The organism is Aquibacillus albus, from assembly GCF_016908325.1.
Taxonomy (GTDB): domain Bacteria; phylum Bacillota; class Bacilli; order Bacillales; family Amphibacillaceae; genus Aquibacillus_A; species Aquibacillus_A albus.
Genome location: NZ_JAFBDR010000002.1, coordinates 229429 through 252284, shown reverse-complemented (window position 1 = coordinate 252284; position 22856 = coordinate 229429). Strand labels below are relative to the sequence as shown.

Here is a 22856-nt window from a genome sequence, read left to right as displayed (position 1 = left end):
CGTTTCAGTTTATTAGTCGAAATTAGTGTAATACAGTTACAATTTATGTAAATTTTTTATAAAGGGGTCTGACCCCCTCCGTGGACATTTGTCCGTGTGGGGTGGACAGTTTGTCGGAGGGTGTAGGTATTTTTCTTTTCTTTGTCTTAAAGATCCATCTATAAATCCCTTTGATTCATTAGGCTTGGCTGCAAAATAGGATGATAATTTTGTATAATAGGGCATGAAACCTTACTAAATATTAAATTATAAGATTATCAAAAATGAAGTTTTTCATTCGGTTTGGGTTAAGGTTTAATTTCCATTTGAGTACAAGTAGTGTATCAGTCAAATTCCGCCTATTATAGTCTCTCAAGAAAGAAGGAAAAGTTTTATGGGAAAAGTAACGAAGGTTTCTAACCGTTTTTTTTCATTGAATAAATCAATTAAAAGATCCATTTTGTCTGCTATGGATGGGGACACAATTGTTATTAGAAAGGGTACATACGAAGAGGATCGTGCACTTGTGATTGAGAAATCAATAGAGTTGACAGGTAACAAGCAGCATGTGTTTATTAAATCGCCGATTGTTATTAAAAATGGGGCAAAAGTAAAAATGAATGGAATTACGCTCCATCACCTAGAGGGCTACCATAATGGAATTGAAATTTTGAATGGATCGCTAGAATTGGAAGATAGTGTGATTGAGCATATAAAAGATCGAGGTATCTATGTTTCACAAGGTGGAACGTTGAAAGTGTCAAAGTGTAGGATATCCGAAAATAATTGTGGCATATACAGTAAGGGTTTCGTAGAGATTGAGCAAAGTACCTTTTCCCAGCACTTAGATCCACAAATTTTTATTTCCGGAGGATCTGCTGTAGTTAGACAAAGTAAGATTCATAGTGGGAAAGGGAATGGCTTAAGAGTAATTGAAAAGGGTCAATTAACCATGGAAGACTGTTTGATTCATGGGCATGATGAATTTTCACAGATTAGTATAGAGGAAGGCAGTTCTCTCGAATTAAAGAATAGTAAAGTTTATGATGGTTACGAAGGAATCTATGTAGGAAGTTCAACGATCGAGGTTGAAGGAAGTGAATTAGCTAAACATGAAATTCCGCATGTAAAGCTGATAAACCGTTCGGAAATGTCGTTATCAAAAACAAAACTTAAGGATGGTAATGGTAATGGCATTCAATTAATAGAAGAAAGTAAAGGAACAATCGAGAATTGCTCCGTACACGGGCACATGGATTATACCCACATCAGTCTACGAGATAAAAGTGTTCTAACTGTTAAGAATAGTAAAATCTATGATGGTCATGGGGCATTTTTTGTGGATGACTCCAAGTTAGAGCTTATTGAAAGTGAAGTATATAACCATCAACTTACTCAATTGCTACTAAAGAATGGTTCAGAAATGCTTGCATGGAAAACGAGAATCATGGATGGTCAAGGGCGCGGTATACAATTGGGAGAAAACAGTAAAGGTGAAATAAGAGATTGTATCATTAGCGGACATCGATATTACCATCAAGTTGTGATTGCGAATAGTTCGTTACAATTGGCTCATACGAAAATTTATGATGGTCTAGGTGCGGTTTCTATCAAGCAGTCATATATAGAAATCATGGATAGTGAAATTTACAACCATGCTGAGCCTCAAATTAACGCTATTCACGGAACGGTCATGATGGATCATTCCGTAGTACGTAATGGAAAGAAAGTAGGAATGATCTTGAGGAAAAAGAGTATAGGTGTGATTCAGCATTGTCAATTTTTTGAAAATGAATCCTATCCACAATTATTCTTAGATGAACATGTAAAAATAACGATGAAAGATTCAACCATTTATAATGGGGGCAGTGTGGGAATATTTATTCGGAATCATTGTAAAGGAAAGATGGAGAACTGTTCTATTTATGGTCATAACAAGGTTGAAGCCCAAATCATGGTGAAAACAAGTGATCATATGCAGTTAAAAGACTTACATATTACGAAAGGAAAAGTGGGCATCTTTTTAATCGACTCATCCCCAACTATCAATTTTTGTGAAATAGAGGAACACGAACGAGGAGAGATAGGTATTAATAGTAATAGTAATCCAGAAATTTTAAATGGCGACTATGAATTAGTAACGATGCAGTATCAAAAAAACTAAAAATATGGTGAAAATATGAATGAACATTGGAAAATTACGCTTTCAGAACATATTAGTATTGTATTTGGATTGACGTCAGGTATATTAACTTTACTTGGGCTCATTGCTATTTTTGTATCCTTAAATAGTCAGCATAATGTGGAAAAAGCAAGGGAAACGATTTGGGAATTGATGAAATATCCACATAAACACATGGAGTTTCGTACCAATTTAGCTAAACAGAAAGAAATAAGAGAAGAAATAAACTATCATCTTTTTATTTATAAAAATATCATGTCGGGTGGTAGAGATTTTACTAGTAAAATTATTCAAATCTCGAAAATAATCATCTGGGCAGTTTGTATTATCTGGCTGACTTCTTTGTACTTTGTTACGAATAAAGATAGTACGGAATTCTATTATATTTTAGCAAGTACGGTCCTTGTTATTCTCATCATGCTAACGTTTATTTGGATTTTAACTAAATTGAAAAATATACCGCAAATTAGTAAGTTACCAAGTTATCATGAGCTGCTTAATTGTAAAAATAAAGCGATGAATCTTGATATGCTTCTATTAGCGGCTATGATGATGCAAATACATATTGTGAAATCGAAGCAGGAAGGGACAAATACCGTATCCTATACATTTTTTGCAAAATTTCCTAAACCAATGTATGGCTTTAACGTTGAGTTCAATCCTCCTGTTGAGAGTGCGTTCAATGAAGAGATCGTTTTAAATGATGACAATCCTTTACCTAAAGTAAAGATTAAACAAGAAAAATTAGAAAAAATACAGTTGACCGGTGAGCCAATCATGTATAGTACGGTATTGGCACATCATAGCTACAATGAAGAAAACGACTTATTAGATGATTTAATGGATGAGAAAAGCTTGGAATTCACGTTAAAAATTGATAAAAGTAGAACGATTAAAGTAAATTATGTCAATGAAGATTGGAGCAGTACAGAATCATTTCCATATGAGGATGGAGTGATGATAGATAGAGCTAAAAAGTTAAAGGATATACAAGAAATAGCTATTTCTTCTTCCACAAGCACTGTGGGGGAGCATTTGGACTACAACTTGAAATTAAAGCATCATGATTATTGTAAAATAGACACCTTGGGCGGAGAAACAATAACGGGTAAGGTGGTCAATCTTGGAAGTGATTCAAAGGTAGGGTGGTATTATGAAATCTTGACAGATGACGCTGAGCAAGTGGTGCAAATTTCTTATAACGGCGAGGATCCACCCAAATTGATTTATAACGAAAATGGACTTATTCAATGGGTACATCCGAGTTTGTATGAGGGAAAATTTCTTTATACGATCTTTGTTACCTATGTAAATAAACTATCGTTTTTATACAAATCTATTCTACGTCATTTGAGATTTGTCTTTCATTCGATCGTAAGGGGAAAGGGCGGTTAATCCATGAAACCAGAAATAGAATCGTTACAGTCTTATGTGGCATTATCCTTTATTGTAATTGGATTTTTAATAAGATTTAGCCCAGCTTATTTAGGTCTATCTTTTCCATATCATGAATGGTTGGTAAATACTATTTCATTTGCACTATTTTTTATGGGCTTACCTATTGCTATTTACCAGATAACTAAATTCGATACTAGATTAACCATTTTTTACTCATCAGCGTCAATCCTTTTCCTTCTAGCGGCATACTTTCAGTTTGAATTGCTAGCCATAATTAACCTAAGCCCAATTGTCCTGATAGTAAAACTATTCGTATTACTATTTATAATTTTAGGCCTAGTCATACTAATGGCAGGAATCGGCTATAACAGAGGATTAAAGATGCAGGATTAATGGGGGGTCTGACCCCTTCTGTGGACAAATCGGTCATTTTGTCCTCGGTGGGAGGACAGTCTTTTGTTTTATCGCTGTTCCGGGGGTCAGACCCCTTTCGTATAAAAATCCCCAAAAACAAAAAGTCTTTGGGGGTTTTTATTTTATATTATAAAGATTTAACAGCAATTCCCGGTATCTCCTAATAAGGAAAGTCCTTGTTTATCTCCACTCAGATCAACAACAAGGTCCTCTGTGTTCGGTTTAATTCTTGGGTCAATTGCTACTTTTACTTCATTAATCGTTTCGATTATATCATCCGTTTCTAGCTCATCCAGAGCCAGTGCAAGTTTTGGCGTTCCTCAGCCATAGCCGTTGAAATAGATACGGATGTTGTTAACGTTTCTTGCATTTAAGTGCTCACGAGCGTCGTCAGTAATAATCACTTTTATTCCATCCTTCCTATGTTATTTGTATTGGTTCTTTTATATATATTAAATTCCTTGTTTATCATAAATGATTGTTATTATATTTTCAATTGTGTGCCACCCGAGATTTGGCGATTTTAGTTTTTGGAAGAAGGAGCTATCATTATAATTGTTTTGTTGATTTTATTAACAGCACAGTTTAATTATATGATTAAATTTTTAAAATATTGTTGACAAAAATGGAAACGCTTTCTATAATTGGGTTAGTCAATCAAATATATATAATTTTAATCATCATTGTATACAATGTATACGATGTATGCAAAAGACGGAGGGTAGGTTGATGACGACATGTCTCGTAAAGCGGGCAATGGATATTTAGAAAAGAAAGCATACAACGAAATTAAGAAAATGATTTTGAATAACGAATTGAAACCAGACGAAACGATTATTCAAGATCAGATTGCTCAAAAGATTGGTGTTAGTAGAACACCGCTTAGACGAGCTCTTGCCGAATTAGAAAGAGATTATTTAGTGGAAACAACCTCTAATGGTATTGTAGTTCGAAGGTTTTCTGATGAATTCTTAAGATCAGTTTGGGAAGTTCGTGCAGTACTTGAAGGATTATCTAGTAGATTAGCGACTCCACTTATCGATGAACCAATGATTTCTTATTTTAAAACTTTGTTTGAGAGTGCTTATCGGAAATGGGAATCTGGTGAATCAGAAGCGTATAAAAAAGCAGATGAGATCTTTCACAGAAAATTAATGGAGATAGCAGGGAATATCGTTCTTCATAGAAGCCTTGAAAGTACACAAGTCTTAAATATAGCATTCGATTTAGGTTTAGTTCGATCACCGGAGGAAACCTATACAGAACATATGGATATATTAGAGGCGATGGAATCGAGAGATGCTGACAAGGCTGAAAAACTTATGTTGGAACATATCCGAAATTCTACTCACCTTATCAACGTGAAGTACAGTATTATCAAAGATTAATAAAAAAATGGGAGTTTCATAGGGGAACTTCTCATAACTATTGTATACATTGTATACAATGTATACCGGATGAATTCAACAAGCTTTTGTTGATAATAAAAAATGGAGGAGGAGAACGATGAGTAAATTAAAAAATTCAATCATTGTTGGAATTCTAGGTCGTTATGCTGACCGTTTTCATGAGTTCCAACCAGCAAGGACGTTTTTAGAAAATCTGGAGGTTGCCCGCAACATTCCGGGGATTGAAGGACTAGAAGTCGTTTATCCACAAGATTTTGTGAATAGGGAGGAGTCCATTCAAGCAATCAAAGATACAGGACTTCCAGTATCTGCAGTAAATTTAAATATCAAATCGGAAAAGAAGTGGAAAAAAGGTTCTTTTACAAATCCGGATCCGAAGTTGCGTGCCGAAGCAGTTCAGTATTTAAAAGATGCGATGGATTTAGCAGCAGAACTAGGAACAGATATGGTAACGACTTGTCCATTAATGGATGGTCATGACTATAACTTCCATGTAGATTTTTCAAAACAATGGAAGTGGTTAAGAGAAACCATTACTGAAGGCGCAAGCTACCGAACTGACATTAAAGTAAGCCTTGAGTATAAGGCGTTTGAATCGAAAAGCAATATCATATTAGCTGATATGGGAAGAACATTACACCTTTGTAATCAAACTGGATTAGACAATGTAGGTGTAACCATGGATGTTGGCCATGCATTGATTGCACAAGAAAATCCAGCTGAAATGGCGTGTATTGCTGCAGATGCAAACAGACTATTCTATGTCCATTTTAATGATAACAATAGAGGTTGGGACTGGGATATGATTCCGGGAGCCGTGAATATTTGGGATTTGGTAGAAACATTATTCTACTTAGACAAAATCAATTGGTCTGGTTGGCTAACCTATGATGTGTTTACCAAAGATGGTGATCCTGCAGAAGCTTTTGAAGTGACATTCAATATTATGGAAGCGGCACAATATTTACTTGAAAAACTAGGAAAAGAAGAAATTCAAGAATTGATTGATGAAGGTGTACCAGCTAAAACCTATGATTTTCTATTTAAACAGCTAGTTGGGAAACAACAGCCAGTATCATAAAAGGAGTGTTACAATGAAACTAGGACTAGGTAGCTACATCTTTCGTTATGCTGTAGGAACGAATACATTTCAACCAGAAAAACCAATGGATGCGGTAAAACTAGTAGAAAAGGCTGCTGATATGGGTGCAGAACTGGTACAGTTTGCTGACAATCTTCCACTAGATAACTATGACGAGGCTTCACTTAAAAAAGTTACCGAAGTGGCTGAACAACGTGGTATTACACTAGAAGCAGGAACAGCTGGAGCAACAGAAGCGCGGTTGCTTCGACATCTCAAGATTGCAAAAATACTAGGAGCTAAACTGGTAAGGATAGCACCTCATGCGCCAGATGTTCAACCATCATGGGATGAAATGCTACATGTCATTCAACAGGTGTTACCTCAATATAAAGAGGCCAACATTACCATTGGAATTGAAAATCATTTTATGATGAAATCAGAAGATCTTGTTGCACTGGTTCAATCGATTGATGATTCTTTAGTAGGAATATGTGTCGATACAGGTAATTCTATTGCTCAAGAGGAATGGCCATATCAAACAGTACAAATGCTAGCTCCATATGCTGTTTCTCTACACCTCAAGGACTACAAACTAGATATGCATCCAGATGGTATTGGTGTAAATGTACGTGGAACGGCTCTAGGTGATGGACGCCAGGATATACAAAACACATTGAACACCATCCAAAAAGCAGCAGGTGATGTGAATATCGTGCTTGAACAATGGATGCCCACGGCAAAAACCCCACTGGAAACATTACAACAAGAAGAAGAATGGATTAAAAAAGGGATAAAACATATTAGATCTCTGGTGAGGAACCAGGTTGGATCATAAATGTAATCGATTATGAATGACTCTACTATTAAACGATTTAAGTTTAATATAAAAAAATGGGAGGGGAATTATGAGTAATTTAGACCGTAGTATAGGAGCGTATATTGGTGCAGCCATAGGTGATGCAATGGGTGGACCAGTAGAGAGTAGTCATTACAAAAGAATCAAAAAGTATGCAGGGGAAGTTAAAGGATTACTACCTTACGAGGAACCTTATCTACTTCCACAGCGATTAACTGATCCTAGAGGAACATTCCATCCAGGATATGCTCTACACCCAGATCCAGGAAGCATTACAGATGATACATTTTGCCGAAAAGATATTACAAAATTCATTTTAGAAACGGAAGGTGAACGTACACCTAAAAAATTAGCTAGTTGGCTACTAGAAAACGGAGAACTAGATACACAATGGCCGCAAATTATGGTTGGTGCCCTTCATAAAATTGCCAATGGTGAAGTAACGGCTGAAGAATGTGGACGTACGTATAAACAGGGTGGTGGTATCGGCTGGTGGTTCCCTATAGGAATTATTAACGCTGGAGATCCAAAAGGTGCTGCAAAAGAGGGACGTTATTTATCTAGTATTTGGAAAGCACCATTGGAACAAGATTTTGTTGCTGCTGTTGTGGCAGGTATTGCGGAAGGGTTAAAAGAAGATGCTACCTATGAATCTATGGTTGGTGCAATGTTAGACGAATGTGGTCCTTTAGCGAAACAATTACTAGAAAGGGCGATTCATTTAGCAAATGAAGCGAATGATATTTGGGATCTTGCTGAGAAGTTGTATGAAAACGCTTTAATGCCAAACACGGCACATATATGGGAAATAACCGAGCAAGACCCACCTATTGAGAGAGACGCATTGTTACCTCCTAGAGTAAAGCCAATTGACTATACGGATGAAAGTTATACAACGTTCTTCTTTGCAGAGCAAATTCCATTTGCATTAGCAGCATTTGTATTTAAAAAAGGAGACGTTAGTGCCATACCCGCTTGTTGTAATTTAGGTAGAGATACTGATACGAATGCAAATACAGTTGGCGCATGGGTTGGAGCGTTAAACGGTGAAAAAGCCTTACCTAAAGAATGGGTTGAGCCAGTTTGTGAAGTTAATAAAAAAGAACTGGATATTCGAGATTTGGCACAAAAATTATCTGCAGTCAAAGTTAATTAGGTTTATAACAAAACATTAATCTAGTAGTAGGCACCTTTTAATTAAAGATTACCTATCAATGACAGCGATAACAATGAAGGTGGATCTTAAAGTAGTTTTTTTAACTACAACATTTAAAACGGGGAGGAGATTTTAAATGAAAATTAAAAGTAAGTACATGTTAGTCAGTGTGTTATTCATTTTGTTCTTTGGATTTATAGTAGCTTGTAGCAGTGGAGATGAGACTAGTTCTTCAGATAATTCGGGAAATGATTCAGGTGATGATTCTTCAACTAGTAATGATTCTTCAGATTCTTCTACTGAGGAAGTGGTTCTTGATTTGTGGGACTTCCAAGAAGGTGACGAAGAATACGATAGGAAAATAGAAGAATTTAATGAGTCACATCCTAATATTGAAATTAAGCGGACTGTTATTACAAGAGATCAATTTGATGCTAAATTGATTAATGCTGCAGCAGCCGATCAATTGCCAGATATTTTTATTAACTCTCACTCGAGGTTCCAATCGCTTGCAGAAGCAGGGATAGCTGGTGATATTACTGATTTAATTGAAGAATCAGGTCTTGCTGATAAGTTTTTCTCTGGCTTATTACCACCACAAAAATATGAAGGTAAATTTTTTGGATTACCATTATATAACAATGATTTAGCGCTTTATTATAACAAAGATATGTTTGAAGAAGTAGGTTTGACCGAGCCTCCAAAAACTTGGGAAGAGATTCGTGAATATGCAAAAAAACTAACGAAAGACGGTGTATACGGACTTGCCATGGCGGGGTCAAAAAATGAACAAGGTACATTTAACTTTTTACCATGGATTTGGCAAGCGGGTGCTGATTTAGACAGTCTAGATAGTGAAAAAGGAATTAACGCCATTGAATTTAGACAGGCATTAATTCATGAAGATGGATCTGTTTCTCAGGAAATGTTGAACTGGGAGCAAAATGATGCAAACTTACAATTCTTATCAGAACGTGCAGCAATGCAAATCAATGGTAGTTGGAATGTACCAACATTGAACAAAGAAGCGGATTTTGAGTGGGCTGCAGCCGAGCTTCCTAAAGGTGAAACAAAAGCAACTATTGTTGGTGGAGAGGCGATGGGTATTACAGCAACTACAGATAATCTTGAAGAAGCCTTCGAATGGTTCAAGTTTTTCTATGACGAAGAGAATTATACCGATTTCATTTTAGAAAATGGTAACCTTCCAAGTGTTAAAGCTGCTGCGGAAACGCCAGAAATTAAAAATGATCCTAATATGCAAGTGTTCACAGAACAATTGAACTTTGCTAGATCAAGAGCATATGGATCTAACTACCCAGAAATCTCTAATATTGTAGCTGAATTAGTTCAAGCAACAGTTCTTGGTAAAGATGCTGAAACAATTGCTAAAGAAGCTCAGGAGAAAATCACGCCACTTCTGCCTTAAAAATATTGATCTTAACTGAAAGTATTGTCCTCATGGGGTTGTGCAACACAGCCTCATGAGAAAAAACAAGGGGGGGAAGAAAAAATGAATTTAAAAACAGATGCATCAATTAATGTTCAGACAAAACCAAAGGTGAAAAATAAAAAATTTAAAAAGAAAATAGATCTATTTACCGATCACCTTTTTATTGTACCTAGTTTATTGTTTTTCTTGATATTCTTGTTTTATCCGATTGTTTACAACATTCTTATTAGCTTCAAAGAAATGGATGTAAGTAACTTTATGGATGGTGGAACATGGGCTGGGTTTGTTAATTATAAAGCCATCTTAACTGAACCACTTTTATATAAGTCCCTGTTAAATTCAGCAATTTTTACATTATCATGTATTATAGTGGAATTTATCTTAGGGTTTTCATTAGCTTTACTCTTTATTCAGAAATTTCCTGGGGTCAATTTTATGAGAGGTATGATCTTAGTTGTTTGGATGTTACCTTCTGTAGTAGTTGGTACATTATATAAATGGATTATGGCCGGAGATTCTGGGGTATTAAACTTTTTACTCGAAAAAATGGGAATTATTTCAGAAGGTATCCTTTGGGTTTCTAGTGAAAAGTTTGCTATGTTTTCTGTCATAGTTGCTAATATATGGCATGGTACACCTTTCTATATGATTATTCTATTAGGTGGATTGTCTACACTTCCAAGGGAACTTTTTGAGGCAGCTAGAATTGATGGTGCTAATGCATGGAAATCGTTTTTAACTATTACGTTACCTTTAATGAAACCGACAATCTTTGTTTTGATTATGTTAGGCTTGATTAATTCATTTAAAGTATTTGATTTAATTTATGTAATGACATCTGGTGGACCATTAGATGCAACAACGGTTATCCCTTATTATGCATATGAATTATCATTTTTGCAGTTTAACTTTGGGCAAGGTGGAGCTGTAAGTGGTATTATGCTATTCCTAGTTATCATCCTTGCAATCGTTTATTTAAGAGAGATGCGCAAGGAGGAGATTGGGTAATGAGAATAACAAAACGAAAAAAGAAAATAATTTTCACAACAGTTGGTATAGTAGTAACGGCTTTAATGCTGTTTCCTGTTTATTGGATGTTCATTACTTCCATCAAACCACTAAATGAAATCTATGTTGATCCTCCGTTATTTTTTCCGAGTGATCCGACCATCCAACCATATATTGATATCTTTACTTCAAAAAACAGTATGCTGCATTATATGAAAAATAGTTTCATTATTGGTTCGGGAAGTATGTTATTAACTTTGGCTTTAGCTGCACCAGCAGCCTATGGGTTAGCACGAAAAAAATTGATAGGTGTCGTGATTTTAATGGGGATTTTAATAGCTACACAGATGTTCCCTTCAATTATAATGGCGACCCCATTATATATTATCTTTTTAAACATTGGCTTAACTGATAGTTTTACTGGGTTAATTATTGCAAATACTACTAATCTACTACCCTTTGCAATTATTCTCTTACGACCATTTTTCTTAGGGTTGCCAAAGGAACTAGAAGAGGCAGCATTAATGGATGGCTGTAATAAGTTTATGTCGTTTTGGAAAGTCATCTTACCATTAACGCGGACTGGTTTAATAACAGTAGGTACATTTACATTTCTAATGGCATGGAATGAATTACTATTTGCTTTGACCTTATCAAATGATAATTCAATGCGCCCTGTAACAGTAGGTATTTATAGTTATATGGGAGAGTATGCAGCTGAATGGAATAATTTGATGGCAGCATCGTTTGTGTCATCCTTACCAATTATTTTTGCGTTTATATTCCTTCAAAAGTATATTGTGAACGGTCTCACAACTGGAACAACAAAAGGTTAAATATCTGAAAAAGGTGGGTTAAGGATATGAAGATTAAAGATAAGTGTATGGGGGCATATATTGGTGCAGCAATTGGCGATGCAATGGGAGGACCGGTTGAAGCACAACATTATAAACGTATTCAGAAATATGCAGGTGAAGTAAAGGGGCTATTGCCGTATGGTAGGCCAGTATCCATTATAGATTTAAAACCAGGCTATGCTTTGCATCCAGATCCTGGCTGTATTACAGATGATACATTTATTCGGAAAGATTTAACGAACTTTTATTTAGAAACCAAAGCACCAAGAACACCACAAATGTTAGTAGATTGGTTATTAGAAAATGCAGAGTTAGAAGAACAGTGGCCTGACATAATGGTAGAAGCACTATATAAAGTGAAAAATGGCGAAGCTACAGCTGAGGATTGTGGTTTAACATTTAAGCAAGGCGGGGGAGTTGGTTGGTGGACTCCAATTGCAATTATACATGCTGGAAATCCGAAAAAAGCTGCAGATCAAGTGAGAAATTTAAGTCGTATTTGGAAGGCTCCTTTAGAACAGGATCTGTTAGCAGCCAAAATTGCAGCAATAGCTGAAGGCGTGAAAGAGGACGCAACCTATGAATCTATGGTAGAAGCAATGTTCGAGCAGTGTGGACCACTAGCGACTCAATTACTTGAAAGAGCCATTAATATCGCAAATAAGGCAGAAAATGTTTGGGATCTAGCAGAAAAATTTTACCAAGAGGCGTTAATGCCTGATCATACAATGTCTCCATATAAGAAAATTAATGAATATGATCCACCAATCGAAGTAGATGCCCCTATGCCAGAAAGAGTGGAACCGATTGACTACAAAGAAGATGGTTATACTTGCTGCTTTTTTGCGGAACAAATTCCCTTGGCATTAGCAGCGTTTGCTTATGCGAAAGGAAATATAGAATCTATACCTGTTAGTTGTAATTTAGGACGTGACTGTGATACAACGGCTACAATTGTTGGTGCATGGGTCGGTGCACTTCATGGCGAGTCAGGATTACCAACAGAATGGGTAGATCCAGTTTGTGAAGTAAACAAGAGAGAAATGGATATTCGCAAACTATCAGAGCAAATCTGCGAATTAGAAGAATAGTAGATATTTATTGAAAACTTAGGACCTTTTCCTTTTGGTAAAGGTCCTTACTAATATCAATATTCCCCTATACTTAGACATTACAAAAGCTTTAATCCTCGAAATAGTAAAATTAAACTTTAATTAGGAAGGAACGTGAATATGCGTTATCGGAAGCTTGGTAAAACTGGTTTAAACGTATCAGTTATAGGACTTGGTACTTGGCAATTTGGAGGTGAATGGGGTAAGAATTTCGCTCAAGAAGAAGTAGAAGGTATCTTAAAAAAAGCAAAAGGACTTGGGATCAATTTAATAGATACTGCCCCCTCCTATGGAGATCATTTATCTGAAAGGTTAATAGGAAGTGCCATAGAAAACAATAGTAGAGAAGACTGGATTATTGCTACTAAATTCGGCCATAAATACGAAGGTCCCTTAAAACGATCAGATTGCTTCTCTCCACAAGAAATCGTTCAACAGTTAGATCAATCTTTAATGAGTTTAAAAACAGATTACGTAGATATGTACCAATTTCACTCAGGTAGTGATGAATCCTTTAAAAATGATGAATTATGGACTGTTTTAGAAAAACAGATACAAGCTGGCAAAATTAGACACTTAGGTATTTCCTTAAAAGATAACGATAATATGGTACAAACTGATTTGGCGTCACAGGTTAAAGCAGACGTCATTCAAACTGTATATAATCGGGTTGATCGAAAACCCGAAGAAGGAGTTTTTCCATCCTGTCATCGGCAAAACCTAGGTGTATTTGCCAGGGTACCATTGGCGAGCGGTTTACTAAGTGGAAAGTATAAAAAAGATACTAAATTTACTGAGAATGACGTGCGTCACCGCATGGATAAAGAGGAAATGATTAACAAGTTAAATTTAGTAGATGATATACGAAGAAAGGAAGTGCCTAAAGGAATGGATATGGCACAATGGTCACTGGCGTGGTGTTTGAAAAATCCTTCGGTCACTAGTGTTATACCAGGCTGTAAAAATATAGAGCAAGTAGAACTGAATGCAGGAGCAGCTGATCTTCAAATTTAAATTTTCACCACAGGTATTTGAATAGTATTTTTCAGTAGTTAAGCGTAAAAATTATTTTTGCGCTTTCAGAACTTCCGGCTACTATGCCTTGAGCCAATGACCCTGACCAAACACGAGAATTTTACCAGAAAAATGAGGAGGAGAAAGGGTGTATATACCTTTAAGTTATTATAACGAATTAGGAGACATAGAAGTTATCTCACATCATGGTCAACTTCATTTATTTCATCTTGTTTTACCGAATAGAGACATTGTAGGTCACGCAGTATCAGATGATGGTTTATCTTGGGAAACACTCCCGCCTGCTATAAGCACAGGAAACCCGGGTGCATGTGATGATGACATGATTCGTACAGTAAGCGTCACGAAGAAAGGGCGTTTATTCTACATGTTATACACTGCCTGCAGCAGAGCAGAAGGAGGTCGGGTTCAAATGGTAGCATTGGCTACTTCATTAGATTTAATTAGCTGGGATAAATACAAAAACAATCCAGTAAGTGAGGCGAGTAAACCTTATTATGAGAAGCAATTAGTACCACTGAAGAATGTATCTTGGAGGGACCCTAAACCTTATTTTCAAGATGGGGTCTATTACTGTCTTATTAATGGGCGGACCAATTATGGACCTTTTTTAAGAAGAGGTTGCATAGCATTAGTAACGTCAGATGACCTTATTCATTGGGAAGTTCAAAAACCGCTTTTTGCTCCAATGAAATATTTTGATTTAGAGTGTCCACAGTTGTATAGGATTGGAAACTATTATTATATTTTTGCGTCAGTTATGGAGGATAACTCCCAACGTTACTGGATATCTAAGGATTTGAATGGTCCATATATCACTCCACAAAATAATAAAATTATACCCGAAGGCAGTCATTATGCAGGTAGGGTTACAACCTTTCAGGGAAAGGACATTTTCTGTTGCTGGCTTAGGTCAAAAGGAGATGGACCAAATCCGTATGGGTTATTTCCGTTTCAAGGAAAAGAATTAAGATACGTCCCCTCTCCGTTAGAAATTCATCAGAATAAGGATGGCACCTTAGTATTCCACCAATATGACAATTGGAAAAAGTATTGTTGTTCTAATACAGAGAAGTTAAGTAGCTTTGATTTAGAAGCATTAATTGAGAATACTTCAGCATCATTTGAGGAAGTGAACATGAAACTTTCTGTTATAGAAGGGATAGAATTAGTCACAACAAAAAAGAATGCTTATCAAGATTTTCTGATTGAAGGAAAAATTATGTTACAGGGTCATTTAGGTGGTATTTGCTTTCATGTTGATGAAGAATCAGGTGGATATTTTATTGAAATGTACCCTAGTCAATCAACGATAAAATTAATAAAACATTTAAAAGTCTCCAATGTAGAGTTGATGTACGATTACTTTGACTATCAGATAATCCAGGAAAACGTTTACCAAATTGATCTCCCCATGGAAAAAGCATTTGCTTTGCGCCATGTAAAAGGAGAAGTTGAATTTTCTATTAATGGTGAAGTAGTGTTAAGTACAATCAGCACAACTAGGAACACAGGGAAAGTAGGGTTTTTTGTAGAAAGCGGAACTATCAGGTTTGAAGATTTACAAATAACAAACATGGATGCGCCTAACATCACTTAGTTGATTAACTTAGGAAGGGGATATAAAATGACAAACAAAGATAATCAAATAGTTATCGGGTTTGTTGGAACTGGTGTAATGGGTAAAGGTATAATTACGAATCTATTAAAGGCCAAATATACAGTCGAAATTTATACGAGAACCAAGTCGAAAGCAGACACTTTAATAGAAATAGGAGCTAAATGGAACGCTTCCGTTGCAGAACTGGCTTCTAAATCAGATATCATTATTTCAATTGTTGGTTATCCAAACGATGTAGAGCAAGTTTACTTTGCTGATATGGGTATTTTAAACCATGTACGAGAAGGTACCGTTATTATAGATATGACAACGTCTAAACCAAACTTAGCTGAAGCGATTTACGAAAGAGCAAAAGAAAAGAATGTGTATGCTATGGATGCCCCTGTATCAGGTGGGGATATTGGAGCACAAGAAGGAAAGTTGTCCATTATGGTTGGTGGAGATTTAGCCACTTTTGAGAAGGTTAAGCCAATCTTTGAAGTTATGGGTCAAAATATTCAATTTCAAGGTGAAGCTGGTGCTGGTCAGTATACCAAAATGTGTAATCAAATTGCACTTGCAACTAACATGATAGGTGTTTGTGAAGCAATGAGGTATGCTGAGAAAGCAGGATTACAACAAGTTCAAGTATTAAAAAGTATCCAAACAGGAGCTGCAGGTAGTTGGGCGTTAACTAATTTAGCACCAAAGATGAACAATAATGATTTTAATCCAGGGTTTTATATAAAACATTTTATTAAAGATATGGAAATTGCTATTGATTCAGCAGAAGAAATGGGATTAGACACACCTGGTTTAAGTCTAGCAAAATCCTTATATGACAAACTCGAAGCAAACGGAGATGGAGACTTAGGGACCCAAGCATTGTTTAAATTGTTTGGCTAGTGCATAAGGGTGCTAGACAAAGCAATGAACTAGTAGTGACGTATTAGCTTTTGCAACGGTCCTTGTCTGCATCAGCAGTGTTCCTAATAGCACTAAAATATATTGTTCAAGGGATTACGAAAATAGAATCAAAGAATTATTAATCAGAAAAGAGGGGTAAGATGAAGGCGTTTTCTGAACAAGAAGTAATTCAACAGGCGATGGATTCTGTCTTAAAAGCATCAGCGAGAGTAGAAAAGTGCCCGCACCGTCTCGGGTATCATTTTATGGCACCGGCTTTTTGGATTAATGATCCGAATGGATTTATCCAATTCGATGGAGAATATCATTTATTCTATCAACATCACCCATATAGTGCTGACTGGGGTCCTATGCATTGGGGGCATGCTAAAAGTAAGGATTTAGTATATTGGGAGCATTTACCGATAGCCTTAGCCCCTAAGGCAAATGAAGGCTGTTTCTCAGGAAGTGCTGTTGATGATAATGGAATTTTTACACTTATCTATACAGAGCATGATTCGAATAGGAGTCCACGTCAAGTTCAATGTTTAGCAACTAGTGAAGATGGAATTAACTTTGAAAAGTATATTAAGAACCCGGTGATTAGTGGTCCACCTCCTGGGGAATCCGATGACTTTAGAGATCCTAAGGTATGGAAGTATGAAGATTTATGGTATATGGTGATTGGATCAGGTATTGACGGGAAAGGGAAAGTTTTACTGTATAAGTCCGAGGATTTAAAGAATTGGAAATATGTTGGAGTTGTGTTAGAAAGTGATGGTTCCCAGGGGTATATGTGGGAATGTCCAGATTTATTTCCATTAGAAGAAGATAAGTTTGTGCTTATCGTATCACCAATGGGAATGGCTGAAGTAGGAAGGAAGAATATCTATTTTATTGGTGATTTTAACTATGAAACTGGAAAATTCATACCTGAATCAAGTGGCGAGCTAGACTATGGTTTTGATTTCTACGCTGCTCAAACGTTATTAGATGATAAAGGGCGCCGAATTGTTATTGGCTGGATGGATATGTGGGGAGCGACTATGCCATCGAAAGAAAATGGATGGGCAGGTGCGATGTCATTGCCTAGGGAAATATCGTTACATCCTGATGGCAAGCTTACATTTAAACCAATACCTGAATTGAAAAAACTACGAAAAAAGCAAAATCAATTTAAGGATATTATTTTAGATAATAATTCGAATCGCTTTTTAGAGGATATTAAAGGGGGGGGTCTTGAAGTCATTGTAGATATTGATTTAAGCCGTACTTCTTCCACTATGTTTGGTATGATATTACGAGCTTCGGACAATCAACTCGAACAAACACGAGTTATATTTAATCAGAAAACAAAAGAATTAACGGTCAATCGGAATAAATCTGGAAAAGGTGACGGTGGAATTTACGGTCATACATTGGAAGGATGTCTTGAAAAAAATTTGAAACTCCATATTTTCGTAGACCGATCCTCTGTTGAAATATTTGCTAATGATGGTCAAGTAGTTATGTCGAACAGAATATACCCTGACCCAACTAGTATTAACCTAGATTTCTTTAAAACATATGGAGAAGTGTACGTGACAACGCTGGATGTATGGGAGTTGTCGTCTGTTTGGGGATAGATGAAAAAGTTAGGAGTTCTGACCCTAAATCCCTAGGGTCTGACCCCCTCTGTGGACATTTGTCCTCTGTGGGAGGACATGGGGGGTAGAGTTGCTGATATTTGATATTTTGGCAATTCTATCTTTTTTGTTTTTTGGGACAATTTAAGGTCAAAAGGCATGGGTAGTAAGTTGGGAGTATATATCTTTTCTGAACTTATATACGTAACAGTTTTTATATATAGGTATAAATATCCAAAATTGTCAATTTTCAAAATATTAACATTATTTTAATTTCCTCTTTATATTAGTTTGAGAGAATTCAACTGAGATAGAAAATCTAGTAATTAAAGGAGGAAATTGAATTGGTAGTAGAGTTGAGAAAACGAAGCAGGAAAGTTGCTTCGCTCGTTTTAGCGACGAGTGTGGTCCTTGGTGCTAACTCCTTTTTGCCACTTGTAGAAAAGTATGTACAAGCAAGTGAACAGGAAACGACATTTGTTGAAGAAAATTTTGACCAAGTGTCTGGACAAGCTTTACCAGATGGTTGGGAACTTATTCAAGGGCAAGCAGAGGTTGTTGATGGGCAGTTGGAGCTTACCTCTCCATCTATTTCAAGTCCGAGTCGTGTATTAATTCCAGTAACAGAAGACACTGGTGACTATGTATTTGAAGCAGATATGACATTTTTATCGGCAGTAGAAGACACACGCTGGGCTTCACTCATGTACCGGGTCCAATCTGAAGATTACCCTTATTATCAATTTGCAATTAGAAGAGGGACAACTGCTTTAAACGGATTAGAATTTGCGATTCGAAATGAAAACAACCGATGGGAAGTACCAGAAAAAACATTTTATCCAGAGCCCTTCCAATTCAATAAAGCTTATCATCTGAAAGTAGTCGTAAAAGATCATCGTGTTCAACACTTTGTTAACGGACAGTTGGTGATCGATACTGATTTAGCAACAGAATGGTCTAAAGGAGATGTTGGATTTCAGGTTTCGGGAGCAACCGTTCAATTTGATAATGTAAAATTAACATCTCAATCCGAAACGTTGCCTCCGCTTGAAGAATCTAGTGCATTTTTACCTGAAGAACCTGAAACAAACATCATCCATGCACCTACTGTTATTTCACCATTTGAAACAGTAGAAGATGTAGAAAAAAGCTCAGGTGTTTCATCGATGATTTTACCAATTGAAGCAAGTGAGAGAGGTGATTTGTCTGTGAATGAAACCCCTGTATCTGAAGCCCTACAAGCCATGAGGGGAAAGGTCATTCCGATTTTTCAAATAGAAGACGAAAAAATAGTTCCAGCGCTAAAAGATATCATCCAGAATTCAAACATACAAGATTTTCATATCATGTCCTCTGATCCGAAAATTGTAAATGAAATGAAAGAAGCTGCTCCAATTGCCCGAGGAGCTGTAGAATATACGAAAAACGCCTTAAATAAACATGATCTTGAACAATTTGCTTTAGATATCCATCGAAATAACGCTAAAGTTGCCGTTATCCCACAAAAACTTTTAACACCAGACGTTATTCACTATCTTCATAGTCGCACGATATCGGTATGGGGTATTGGCGGAGACAATGAAAGTGACGCCCACAGCCTTATCCATTTAGGTGTAGATGGCATTATTGCTGAAAATGAAAACCAAACAATTCAAGCATTTAGTCAATATCCAGAAAATACAATTGTTCAGCGTCCGATTGTTGCAGCTCATCGCGGGGTACCGTCATTGGCCCCGGAAAATACAATGGCAGGGTATGATTTAGCATATGAACTTGGTGCAGACATGATTGAAACGGATCTTCAACGTACAAAAGATGGTCACCTGGTTATTATGCACGACTATACGGTGGATCGTACGACTAATGGAACAGGTGCTGTGTCAAGCCTTACTCTAGAGGAAATTCGCCAGTTGGATGCTGGTATTAAATTTGGTCCTGAATTTGAAGGAGAAAAGGTACCAACATTCCGTGAGATTTTACAAGCCTATAAAGGAAAAGATGTCGTTCTTCTTGTTGAATTGAAAGCTACAGGAATAGAAGAACAAGTGATTGAAGAGATTGAACAGGAAGGGATGACAAATCAGGTCCTTATTCAAAGCTTTAACTTAAGCAGTGTTGTAAAATCACATGAGTTAAAGCCAGAAATTGGTGTTGGCTACCTATTTTCTTCTGGTGTTCCATCCACAACAGAAGGTAAACTAAAAAATGCGCAGCAAATGTTGAATTATGCATCAACAGTAAATGCTACATTAAATTCTAGCTATGGTAGTTTGTCGAAGGAATTTATCACATACATGCGCCAGCGAGGAATGACCAGTCTCCATTGGACATTTAGAAACGAGCAGGCTTTGGAAAAACAATTACTTGATGGTTTGATTGGACCAATCACTGATTATACACAATGGTTAACGGATGCACCGATTCGCTTGGAAACGCCAATCAAAACCAGAAATCTAAAGGTTGGAAAATCGACAACTATTCAAGCAAAAGCATTTGTTCATTACCGTGAAGATAAAAAAGATAACATTCAAACATCTCTATTCGTGACAGGAGATGAAAAAAGTGTAGAAATAGAAGGAAATACGATAAAAGCACTCGCCCCAGGAGAAGTAAACGTGTTTGTCACGCATTCATTTACGATGCTCGGCAAAGAATGGAACCTAGTAGCCGAACCAATAGAAGTAACAATTCGATAAGAAGTGAACCGAGACATGTGGTTGGGATGAGGGGTCAGACCCCTTATCCCATTTTTTAGCAACTTTTCTTGTTTTAAGGATTTTTCCCCTTGCCCACTAATCCTATTATTCAATTAAGTAACATTATCAGTATTTACTTATTAAACCAGTCCCAGGATGACATCTTCCTATATATGTGCCATAATAGTTGTGTTGAAATATGCAACAAATGAGGTGTCGGAATGATTAAAGCGCTATTGATTGCACCATATTCAGGATTAGCTGAAACAGCAAAAAAAATGACACATCCGAAAGATATTAAACTAGATATCGTGATTGGAAACCTGGAAGAAGGAGTGAAGATAGCTCGATCGGCTGAAAAGCAAGGCTACGAATTAATTATTAGTCGTGGTGGGACTGCATCAATGATCCAAGAGGCGGTTTCCATCCCTGTTGTTCATATAGATATAACTGGATATGATATGCTTCGAGTTTTCACCCTTTTGCGGGGATTTGAAAATGGGGTGGCGCTAGTTGGGTATGCCAATATTTCTGAGGGGGCGAACACCCTTTGTAATATACTAGAATATGATGTGAAAATGATTACGATTAATTCCAGTGAAGAGGTTCGAGGTTATTTAGAAAAATTAAAAGAAGAAAATTATTCTGTCGTCATCGGTGATGTTATTACTGTTCAAGTTGCAGAGGAAGTTGGATTGAGAGGTGTCCTAATTACTTCTGGAAAAGAAGCAGTAATGGATGCTTTTGAAGAAGGAAGACGAGTATATCAGTATTTTCGTAAAGTAAATCATCAATTTGATTATTTACGTAATGCTTTTATTCATACCCCATTACCGATCGTCCTGCTTGATAAAAATCAAAAGATAGTAGAAAAAAATTTAAAGTTTGAACAAGAAATAGGCAACGATACATTTTTGAAGTCTTCCATCGTCAGCCAAATTACCAATAAAGTTTTAAATAATGGAACCCATTGGACGAAAATAGAAGATGAAGAACATAGCTATGAAGTACAGGCGTTTATCGTGAATAAACGTGAGCACATGGTAGGTTTCATCATTCATTCATCCTTGATTCATTCACAAAACAAGTCCATGACAATGATTGATCATGTGAATCATGTACCTTTTATTGGCGACAGTAATTTTGCTCGTCGTTTACGAGAAAACATTAACCAATATGTCCAAGCGGATGAACCAATTTGTATTGTTGGTGAACCAGGAACAGGCAAACGAACGATTAGTAAGCTCATTCATTTTCAACGATATGGTCATGATGCCCCAATGATTGTGGTAGAAGGTAAACAGGTAACCAATGCAGACATTGAAAAAATAGGTCGGAAACTCCATCGAATGGATAAAGGAAGTTTGGTACTAAGAAATATGGAGACACTATCTGTTGCGATGCAATCATCTATTCATGAATTAATCCAAATGAACGATCATATAAAAGTCATTGTATTAGGTAATCGCACCCTAGAGGAATTGGTGAATCAAGCTAATTTTTCGGAGGAATTGTATCAAAAAATTAGCCAATATCCACTGCACATCCCGCCATTGAGAGAAAGAAAAGAAGATATCAAGCCGTTTGTTGATTATTTTATAGCAGAGTTTCATACCAATGAAGGAAATGAAACATTAGGTATTAAACAAGAGGCGGTAGAGTATATGTTTGATTATAAGTGGGAGTATAATCTAAGCCAGTTAAAGCAGGTGGTAAGAGAACTGACACTACTCTCCGATCGCAACTATATTGAATTATCACAAGTGAAAGAACTTCTAAGTCAATATATGCAGGAAGATAACGACAAACAAGATAGAAAGGCCCTTTCATTACAAGGGACATTGAAAGAAATCGAACAGCAAATTATTCATTTAGTTTTGCAAGAAGAAGATCATAACCAATCAAAAGCAGCAAGTAGATTAGGGATTAATCGTTCGACGCTATGGCGTAAGCTTAAGTCCTAATTGAAGCGAAAGAAGCAAACAGGGAGCTGAATGTATTTCGGCTCTTTTTTGTTGCAAAATACAACTACATCCATGCTGAAAGATAATTTTTTCAAAAAATTTAATGAAAACCGTTGCATTTT

General features: G+C 36.5%; 17 protein-coding genes. All 17 read left to right on the top strand.

Annotated features, from left to right (window positions below; genetic code table 11):
- The first annotated feature begins 373 nt into the window (after positions 1-373).
- The 17 genes from JOC48_RS03140 (at position 374) to JOC48_RS03060 (ending at position 22734) form a co-directional block, all read left to right on the top strand.
- Positions 374-2143: a right-handed parallel beta-helix repeat-containing protein gene (locus tag JOC48_RS03140; protein ID WP_204497590.1), complete on the top strand. Its 1770-nt coding sequence runs from the start codon at positions 374-376 to the stop codon at positions 2141-2143.
- A gap of 15 nt (positions 2144-2158) precedes the next feature.
- Positions 2159-3556, top strand: a complete 1398-nt coding sequence (locus tag JOC48_RS03135; protein WP_204497589.1) for a hypothetical protein — start codon at positions 2159-2161, stop codon at positions 3554-3556.
- 3 nt (positions 3557-3559) lie between these two features.
- Positions 3560-3952 (top strand): hypothetical protein, encoded by a 393-nt coding sequence (locus JOC48_RS03130; RefSeq protein WP_204497588.1) that lies wholly within the window; start codon positions 3560-3562, stop codon positions 3950-3952.
- A 758-nt stretch (positions 3953-4710) separates the two neighbouring features.
- Positions 4711-5361 carry a GntR family transcriptional regulator gene (locus JOC48_RS03125; RefSeq protein WP_204497587.1) on the top strand — a complete coding sequence of 217 codons (651 nt, stop codon included), beginning with the start codon at positions 4711-4713 and terminating at the stop codon, positions 5359-5361.
- Positions 5362-5479: 118 nt separating this feature from the next.
- Positions 5480-6463 carry a sugar phosphate isomerase/epimerase family protein gene (locus JOC48_RS03120; protein WP_204497586.1) on the top strand — a complete coding sequence of 328 codons (984 nt, stop codon included), beginning with the start codon at positions 5480-5482 and terminating at the stop codon, positions 6461-6463.
- A gap of 13 nt (positions 6464-6476) precedes the next feature.
- Positions 6477-7301, top strand: a complete 825-nt coding sequence (locus JOC48_RS03115) for a sugar phosphate isomerase/epimerase family protein (RefSeq protein ID WP_204497585.1) — start codon at positions 6477-6479, stop codon at positions 7299-7301.
- Positions 7302-7371: 70 nt separating this feature from the next.
- On the top strand, positions 7372-8478 hold the full coding sequence (locus tag JOC48_RS03110) for an ADP-ribosylglycohydrolase family protein (protein WP_204497584.1): 1107 nt from the start codon (positions 7372-7374) through the stop codon (positions 8476-8478).
- 136 nt (positions 8479-8614) lie between these two features.
- Positions 8615-9907: an ABC transporter substrate-binding protein gene (locus JOC48_RS03105; RefSeq protein WP_204497583.1), complete on the top strand. Its 1293-nt coding sequence runs from the start codon at positions 8615-8617 to the stop codon at positions 9905-9907.
- An 84-nt stretch (positions 9908-9991) separates the two neighbouring features.
- A complete protein-coding gene (locus JOC48_RS03100; RefSeq protein ID WP_204497582.1) occupies positions 9992-10939 on the top strand; it encodes a carbohydrate ABC transporter permease in 948 nt (315 codons plus the stop codon).
- Complete coding sequence (locus tag JOC48_RS03095; RefSeq protein ID WP_204497581.1) at positions 10939-11775, top strand: carbohydrate ABC transporter permease; 837 nt, start codon at positions 10939-10941, stop codon at positions 11773-11775. Before JOC48_RS03100 ends, JOC48_RS03095 begins: the two co-directional genes overlap by 1 nt.
- A 26-nt stretch (positions 11776-11801) precedes the next feature.
- Positions 11802-12887, top strand: a complete 1086-nt coding sequence (locus JOC48_RS03090) for an ADP-ribosylglycohydrolase family protein (protein WP_204497580.1) — start codon at positions 11802-11804, stop codon at positions 12885-12887.
- Between the two features lie 141 nt (positions 12888-13028).
- Positions 13029-13922 carry an aldo/keto reductase gene (locus JOC48_RS03085; RefSeq protein ID WP_204497579.1) on the top strand — a complete coding sequence of 298 codons (894 nt, stop codon included), beginning with the start codon at positions 13029-13031 and terminating at the stop codon, positions 13920-13922.
- Between the two features lie 148 nt (positions 13923-14070).
- Positions 14071-15543 carry a glycoside hydrolase family protein gene (locus JOC48_RS03080; protein ID WP_204497578.1) on the top strand — a complete coding sequence of 491 codons (1473 nt, stop codon included), beginning with the start codon at positions 14071-14073 and terminating at the stop codon, positions 15541-15543.
- Positions 15544-15570: 27 nt separating this feature from the next.
- Positions 15571-16449: an NAD(P)-dependent oxidoreductase gene (locus JOC48_RS03075; protein ID WP_204497577.1), complete on the top strand. Its 879-nt coding sequence runs from the start codon at positions 15571-15573 to the stop codon at positions 16447-16449.
- A 161-nt stretch (positions 16450-16610) separates the two neighbouring features.
- The gene (locus JOC48_RS03070; RefSeq protein WP_204497576.1) at positions 16611-18074 is read left to right on the top strand and encodes a glycoside hydrolase family 32 protein; all 1464 of its coding nucleotides are present in this window, start codon (positions 16611-16613) and stop codon (positions 18072-18074) included.
- A 344-nt stretch (positions 18075-18418) separates the two neighbouring features.
- The gene (locus JOC48_RS03065) at positions 18419-20770 is read left to right on the top strand and encodes a glycerophosphodiester phosphodiesterase family protein (protein ID WP_204497575.1); all 2352 of its coding nucleotides are present in this window, start codon (positions 18419-18421) and stop codon (positions 20768-20770) included.
- A gap of 221 nt (positions 20771-20991) precedes the next feature.
- Positions 20992-22734, top strand: coding sequence for a PrpR N-terminal domain-containing protein (locus JOC48_RS03060; RefSeq protein WP_204497574.1), 1743 nt, complete (start codon positions 20992-20994; stop codon positions 22732-22734).
- Positions 22735-22856: the final 122 nt, after the last annotated feature.